The 6,744-nt window shown below is 55.5% G+C and carries 8 protein-coding genes; 6 read left to right on the forward strand and 2 right to left on the reverse strand.

Annotation, left to right across the window (positions count from 1 at the left end; all coding sequences use genetic code 11):
* Window positions 1-106: 106 nt before the first annotated feature.
* The gene (locus tag RR877_RS09345) at window positions 107-1,345 is read right to left on the reverse strand and encodes a cytochrome P450 (protein ID WP_332551483.1); all 1,239 of its coding nucleotides are present in this window, start codon (window positions 1,343-1,345) and stop codon (window positions 107-109) included.
* A 122-nt stretch (window positions 1,346-1,467) separates the two neighbouring features.
* Between RR877_RS09345 and RR877_RS09350 the strand changes: the two genes are divergently transcribed.
* On the forward strand, window positions 1,468-1,962 hold the full coding sequence (locus tag RR877_RS09350; RefSeq protein ID WP_280805418.1) for a MarR family transcriptional regulator: 495 nt from the start codon (window positions 1,468-1,470) through the stop codon (window positions 1,960-1,962).
* Here the strand turns inward: RR877_RS09350 and RR877_RS09355 are convergent.
* A complete protein-coding gene (locus RR877_RS09355; RefSeq protein ID WP_332551482.1) occupies window positions 1,959-2,657 on the reverse strand; it encodes a gamma-glutamyl-gamma-aminobutyrate hydrolase family protein in 699 nt (232 codons plus the stop codon). The genes RR877_RS09350 and RR877_RS09355 overlap by 4 nt on opposite strands.
* Before the next feature lie 112 nt (window positions 2,658-2,769).
* On the opposite strand from RR877_RS09355, the gene RR877_RS09360 reads away from it, so the two are divergent.
* The 5 genes from RR877_RS09360 to RR877_RS09380 form a co-directional block, all read left to right on the forward strand.
* Window positions 2,770-4,233 carry an aldehyde dehydrogenase gene (locus RR877_RS09360; protein ID WP_332619037.1) on the forward strand — a complete coding sequence of 488 codons (1,464 nt, stop codon included), beginning with the start codon at window positions 2,770-2,772 and terminating at the stop codon, window positions 4,231-4,233.
* Between the two features lie 2 nt (window positions 4,234-4,235).
* A complete protein-coding gene (locus RR877_RS09365; RefSeq protein ID WP_280805843.1) occupies window positions 4,236-5,144 on the forward strand; it encodes a catechol 1,2-dioxygenase in 909 nt (302 codons plus the stop codon).
* On the forward strand, window positions 5,137-6,012 hold the full coding sequence (locus tag RR877_RS09370) for a fumarylacetoacetate hydrolase family protein (RefSeq protein ID WP_332551025.1): 876 nt from the start codon (window positions 5,137-5,139) through the stop codon (window positions 6,010-6,012). The genes RR877_RS09365 and RR877_RS09370 overlap by 8 nt, the downstream gene beginning before the upstream one ends.
* 1 nt (window position 6,013) lies before the next feature.
* Window positions 6,014-6,211: a ferredoxin gene (locus RR877_RS09375; RefSeq protein ID WP_280805423.1), complete on the forward strand. Its 198-nt coding sequence runs from the start codon at window positions 6,014-6,016 to the stop codon at window positions 6,209-6,211.
* A gap of 9 nt (window positions 6,212-6,220) precedes the next feature.
* Window positions 6,221-6,744, forward strand: a 524-nt coding sequence (locus RR877_RS09380; RefSeq protein WP_332628026.1) for an NAD(P)/FAD-dependent oxidoreductase, incomplete at its 3' end; no start/stop codon positions are given.

Below are 6,744 nucleotides of genomic sequence, written 5' to 3' on the forward strand. Positions count from 1 at the left end.
AGGACTCTCTATTACGAGTCCAACATTTGGGGTTCAGTTCAAAATCGGGGGCTATTTCTCTTGGAGGCCATACCGCGGTGAGACGACCGCGAAGTGGCTACTTTCTTTAGCGAAGGGTGACCTTCACGGGCATCGACTTGATGCCGTGGATGAAGTTGGAGTGAACGAAGTCCATAGGACCAGTGCGCTCCATCTTGTCGATACGACCGATGATGTCCTCGAACATAATGATGAGCTCGATACGTGCCAGAGCGTTACCCAGGCACATGTGGGGGCCACCACGACCAAAGGTCATGTGCTCGTTAGACATACGAGTGGGATCCATCGACTCAGGGTTCTTGAAGATCTCTGGGTCGCGGTTACCGGAAGCAAACCAGGTGACAACTTTCTGGCCTTCCTTGATCTGCTTGCCACCGAACTCCACGTCCTTAGTCGCAGTGCGACGGAAGTGATAGATGGGGCTGGCGTAACGAAGGAATTCTTCAACTGCCCAGGGGATGTCCTGAGGGTTTTCCTGCAGGTAAGAAATCACCTGTGGGTTGTTGATCAGGTTGTTCATGGTGTGAGCGATGGTCTGACGAGTTGTCTCGTGACCAGCCACAATCAGAAGCAGGAAGTTGGTGTGGTATTCCTGATCGGACAGAGGCTTACCGTCCATGGGGACGGTGTTGATCATGGTGGAGATGATGTCAGTTCCGTTACGGCCAAGGCGCTGACGCTTGAGTTCGTCACCGTAGGCAAACACCTCAAGAGCTGCTGGCGACTTGAAGGGAACCAGGCGGTATTCCTCACTTGCAGGATCCGTAGGCAGCAACTGAGTCAAGCTGGGGTCGCTCGAACCGATCATGGCGTTACCCCACCGAATGATGTTCTCAATGTCGGTGTCGGGGATTTCGAGCAGACGTGCAAGCACGCGAATGGGGTAGTCAGCCGCTACCTCGTGCAGGAAGTCGAACTCGCCCTTGGCGAATGCGTTGTCCAAGGTGGTTGCGGTGAGGCCGCGAAGGAAGGTTTCGTACTTCGCAACGTTGTTGGGGGTGAAGTCGTTCTGCAACAGGCGGCGCAATGCACGGTGACGGGTGCCATCGCTGTCGAGGAGTGATCGACGAGCTGCTTCCTGGTCTGGTTCGAGTTCTTCCAGGTTGGTGAAGTGGTTGCTTGTGAAGGTTTCGGGGTCGCGTAGAACTTTCACGATGTCGTGGTAGCGCATGACAGACCAGAAGCCACTGCCGCCGTCGGTCTCGTCGCTCCAGTTGACTGGTTCCTTTTCGCGAAGTTCAGCAAAGAGATCCCAAGGTGCGCCGTTGTCAAAAACGTCGAGGTCTGCCAAGGAACGTGTTGCCATGATGATCTCCCCATCGAGATTGTTTGGATACGAACAATATAAACAATAATAACCAGATGTGCCAGCGTAGAGTCAAGTCCTACCCCCACAATGGGTAGAGAAACTATTTTGGGAATGGTGAAATGACTGGCAGCCACACACTCGGTGAGACAGAAGCACGCGTCGCTAATCGCCTGAGTCACATGAAACTCGATTTCGAGGCGATGGCCGTGAGCTCCAACTTGTTTCGCGCCGCCAGTGCCGTGCGTAATCACTTTGAGCGCAATGTTCTTTCCGACAGCGGACTGAGCTGGACCGCCTTCGTCGTGCTCTGGGTCACCTGGATCTGGGAACCTGCCGAAACACGCGACATCGCAGCTGAGGCTGGAATCTCCAAGGCAACGCTGACGGGAGTGCTCAGCACTCTCGAGAAGATGGAACTTGTGGTGCGCTCACGCAGCACCGAGGACGGACGTCTCGTTCTGGTTACCTTGACCAAGAAGGGTCAGAACTTGATGGAGACGCTGTTCCCCGCGTTCAACCGTCAAGAGGTTGAAGTGGTCTCACCCGTTCCAGATAACAAACGTGGCGACCTCGCAGACATGCTGCGTGCCATCACGGCAAAAATCGAAGGTTAGTTCTTCGCCGCGTATGTGGCTGCTTCGCTAACGAAGCGCTTAAACAGCTCAAGCTGTGGGGCATTGGTGTCGTAGTTATCCTCTGGGTGCCACTGCACTCCAAAGGCCCACGCGGGGGCATCAATCTTGACTGCTTCGACATAACCTTCGGCTGAACGCCCAATGACTTCGAGTCCTGGCGCAACTTGATCAATCATCTGGTGGTGGTAGCACGAGGCTTCCACGGTTGCGGAGTTCAAGCCCAACTCGTCCACATACTTCTCAATGGTGACGGGGGCAACGTGGTGCTGGTGGGGTGCATCCATGTGCTGAACCAAGGTGCCACCGAGGGCTGCGTTGGTGATCTGAAGCCCGCGGCAAATGGCCAGAACGGGAATCCCGTTATCCAGCGCGTACTTCACAAGAGAGATGTCAGCTTCATCTGCAAGATCATCAACGTCATAGACATGCTCAGAAGAAATCTCTTGTCCATATGTCTTGGGGTTGATGTCGGCGCCACCGGGCATAAGCACACCATCGATGCCGCGCAACCGATCCGCCCAGTCACTTCCAGAAACCGCCAACATCGAAAGAGGCTCACCACCTGCTGCCCACACACCTTCAGCGAGGCGACGAGCGGTAACAATCGCGGCGTAGCGAGTAGCCGAGGTGTTCTCGGCGAATCGAGCCAAGATGGCGATGCGGGGGCGAGACATAAAGTGCCTTCCAAATAAATAGAGATATTTATCTTGTGTGACTTTTATATACTAGTAATAATCGTTAGTATACGAATGATTACTTCAACACAAAGATGTGAGGACATACCCCATGACCACAATTAGCGTCGCCGGTGCCGAGATTGACACCCGCCACTACATTGGCGGCCAGCGTGTGTCCTCCGCAGAGACCTTTACCAACACTTCTCCTATTGATGGCACCTTCCTCGGCGAGATTTCTCGCGGTGGTCAGGCAGAAGCAGACGCAGCGGTAGCCGCTGCGCGCACTGCCTTCCCCGCCTGGGCTGCACTGGGCCCCCAGGGGCGTGGAGTACTCCTGCACAAGCTTGCAGACCTGATCGAAGAGAACAACGAGACTCTTTCTCAGCTCGAGACCATGGACAACGGTTCGCTGTTGCGCTCACACCGCCGCGGTGTGATGCCCCGCGTGGCCATGAACATTCGTTTCTTTGCAGACTGGGCCATCAACGAACTCCACCACGAGAAGTTCGAAACCCGTGGCCACACCAACAACGTCAGCTGGGACCCTTCTGGTGTTGCTGTTCTGATTACTCCTTGGAACGCGCCACTTATGTTGGCCACCTGGAAGATTGGTCCTGCTCTCGCAGCAGGTGACACTGTCGTGCTCAAGCCTGCTGAGTGGACACCGCTGAGCGCATCGTTCTTTGCAGACCTGACCAAACAGGCTGGTATTCCTGACGGCGTATTCAATGTTGTGCAGGGTTATGGCAAGGAAATCGGTTCTGCACTGGTTGCTCACCCCGATATCAACCGCATCTCGTTCACCGGATCAGTGCCCACAGCCAAGGTGATCGCTCGCGCCGCGGCAGATAACCTCACCCCTTGCTCCTTCGAGCTCGGTGGCAAGAGCCCCATGATCGTGCTCGAAGATGCTGACCTCGACCTCGCAGCTGAGATTGCGGTTGAGCAATACGACAACGCCGGCCAGGTGTGCCTGTCGGGAACCCGGATCTTTGTGCACGAGAACATCGCCGATGAATTCGCTCAGAAGTTTGGCGAGAAGGCAGCAGCAATCAAGCAGGGTGACCCTCGCGATGAGTACACCAACATCGGTCCTCAGATTCACCAGGTCCACTTCGACCGCGTGAAGGGATTCGTTGACCGTGCCAAGGCAGAAGGTCAAGAGATTGTCTGGGGCGGTGAGCCCAACGACGAGCTCGGTGGTCTCTTCTTCAAGCCCACCCTGGTGAAGAACCCCACCGAAGGTTCCGAGATTGTCACCAGCGAAATCTTTGGTCCTGTGCTGTGCATGATGACCTTCAAGACCGACGAAGAAGTCATTGAGCGTGCCAACGGCACCGAGTTTGGACTTGCTGCCGTGGTTGTCTCTGGCAACCAGGAGCACGCCAAGAAAATCACCGATGTGCTGGTTGCCGGCACCATCTGGGTCAACTGTTTCTTTGTGCGCGACCTGCGCGCACCCTTCGGAGGCTCGAAGAAGTCAGGTATTGGTCGCGATGGCGGCACCTGGTCTTTCGACTTCTATGCAGATGTTAAGAACACCGTAGTTTCACCAAATGGATGGAAGGAATAACCATGGGCGAAGTAGTAGGCGCTGCAATTCTTGCGCACGTACCCACTGTCATGTTGCCTAAAGAGACTCGTCTCGAGCTCAATGACGGCAAAGAGATCTCACTCGTTCCCGGTTTCGAAAAATTCCGTAAAGACGTCATGGAGAAGCTCGATTACGACACCGTGATTGTGCTCGACTCCCACTGGGCAACCACCGTGGAGTTCGTCATTACCTCTCACGACCACCGTGAGGGTAAGTACACCGCAGAAGAACTTCCTCGCGGAATGTCCCAGATTCCATACTCGTTCAAGGGCGACCCTGAACTTGCTGAATCTGTGGTCAAGTATGACGAGAAGAACGGAACCTGGATTACTCCTATTTCCGACCCCTACCTGCCCATCATGTATGCCACGGTGAACCTGTGGGACTACCTGGGCAAGGGCCTCGACAAGCGTTGGGTCTCTGTCTCGGTCTGCCAGACTGCAACCACCGAAGACTTCCTGCGTGCAGGCCGTGCACTCGGTGAAGCTATCCGTGACTCGGACCGTAAGGTTCTGCTGTTGGCGTCGGGTGCTCTCTCGCACACCTTCTACAAGCTGCGCGATCTGCGCAAGCACGAAGCAAGCGACCCCAGCCACATCTTCTCTCCTGAAGCACGTGCTGCCGATGAAGAACGCATCGAATGGTTCAAGGCCGGAGATCACAAGCGTGTTCTCGAGACCATGCCTGAATTCTTGAAGTTCAAGCCCGAGGCAAACTTCAGCCACTACCTCACCATGGCTGGCGCCATTGGTGAAGAGGCCAACACCTCCAAGGGCGAGATGTACTCTGACTACGAGAACTCCGTCGGCACCGGCCAGGTTCACATCTACTTCCCGAAGCCTGAAGGTGGCTTCCCCCAGCCAAAGGACATGGTTCTTTCTCGTGACTGAATATCGTCGAATCCTGCTTGACGGCGCTGCGGTGCAAACCGTCCGCGACGGAGAGTTCCTTGTTGCCGCTGACGGTCGTCGCGTGGCTATTGAAGATGCGCAGCACCTGCCACCATCGGAGCCCACCAAGATCATCGCTGTTCACTTGAACTACGACAGCCGCACCAAGGAGTTCATGACCAAACTCCCAGACGCACCCACCTACTTTCACAAGCCCATCACGGCCATCAACAGCCACAAGGGTGCTGTTGTGCGCCCCGAAGGCTGCAAGTGGTTGAACTATGAGGGTGAAATCGTCATCGTGATCGGCAAGACCTGCCGCAACATCAGCCCCGAAGAAGCCGGTGACTACATCGCTGGTTACACCGTCGGTAATGACTACGGTCTGCACGACTTCCGCGATACTGACGCTGGCTCCATGCTGCGCGTGAAGGGGTCGGACACCCTGGCTCCTGTGGGCCCTGGACTGGTCACCGACTGGGACTTCCGCAACAAGATGATCCGCACCTATGTCAACGGTGAAGTCAAGCAAGAAGACAACACCGACAACATGGAATGGGACATGCACTATCTGGTTGCAGATATTGCCCGCACCATCACTTTGGTTCCTGGAGACATGCTCTTCTCCGGCACTCCTGCCTTCTCTCGTCCCGTTCAGCCCGGCGACATCGTCGAGGTTGAGGTCGAGGGTCTTGGTCGCTTGACCAACCACATCGTTGTCGGACCAACTCCAATTCGTACTGACGTGGGTGCACAGCCCACTGAGAGTGAAGAAGTTATTTCGACCGCCATGGGTGGTGACTGGGAATTCCGTGGAATTCGCACCCCATCCAAGGATCTATACCCATCAACAGTGGAGGAAAAGTAACATGCTGAAGATTCATGTCGATATGGAAAAGTGCCAGCACTACGGACAGTGTGTATTCGATGCACCGAACGTATTCCGTCTCAACGATGACGACAAGCTGGAATACGAAGCAACGGCAGATGACAGCGAACAGGACAACGTCCAGCTCGCAGTAGACATCTGCCCCATGCAGGCAATTACTTTCTCAAAAGCTGAGTAAGGTCACCCCATGACCCGTCCTGTCGTTATCGTCGGGGCCTCCATGGGTGGTCTTCGTGCCGCCGAAACACTGCGCAAGAGTGGATATGAGGGGCGTCTGGTCGTCATAGGCGACGAGCCACACGCTCCCTATAACCGCCCACCGCTGTCTAAAGAGGTTCTAGCTGAACAGGTAGACCACGCCGCCGTGGCCTTCCCGTTGTCTGAAGTGCTCGACGACGTCGAGTGGGTTTTAGGCAACGCAGTTGTTGGCACAGACCTTGATGCACAAACAATCACCCTGGCCGACGGCCAGGTGTTGGAATACAACTCTCTGATCATTGCAACCGGTTTGCGTCCCCGCAGACTCGAGATGCCGGGTCAGCCTGCCAAGGGTGCTCACGCTATTCGCACTCTCGATGACGCTATGGCTCTTCGCTCAGAACTGAAGCCCGGGGCGAAGGTCGTCGTTTATGGCGCGGGTTTCATTGGCTGCGAAGCTGCTGCTACAGCAACGAAGCTCGGAGCAACAGTGACGGTCGTGGGCAAAGGCCC

Source organism: Aurantimicrobium sp., assembly GCF_036667855.1.
Lineage (GTDB): Bacteria > Actinomycetota > Actinomycetes > Actinomycetales > Microbacteriaceae > Aurantimicrobium.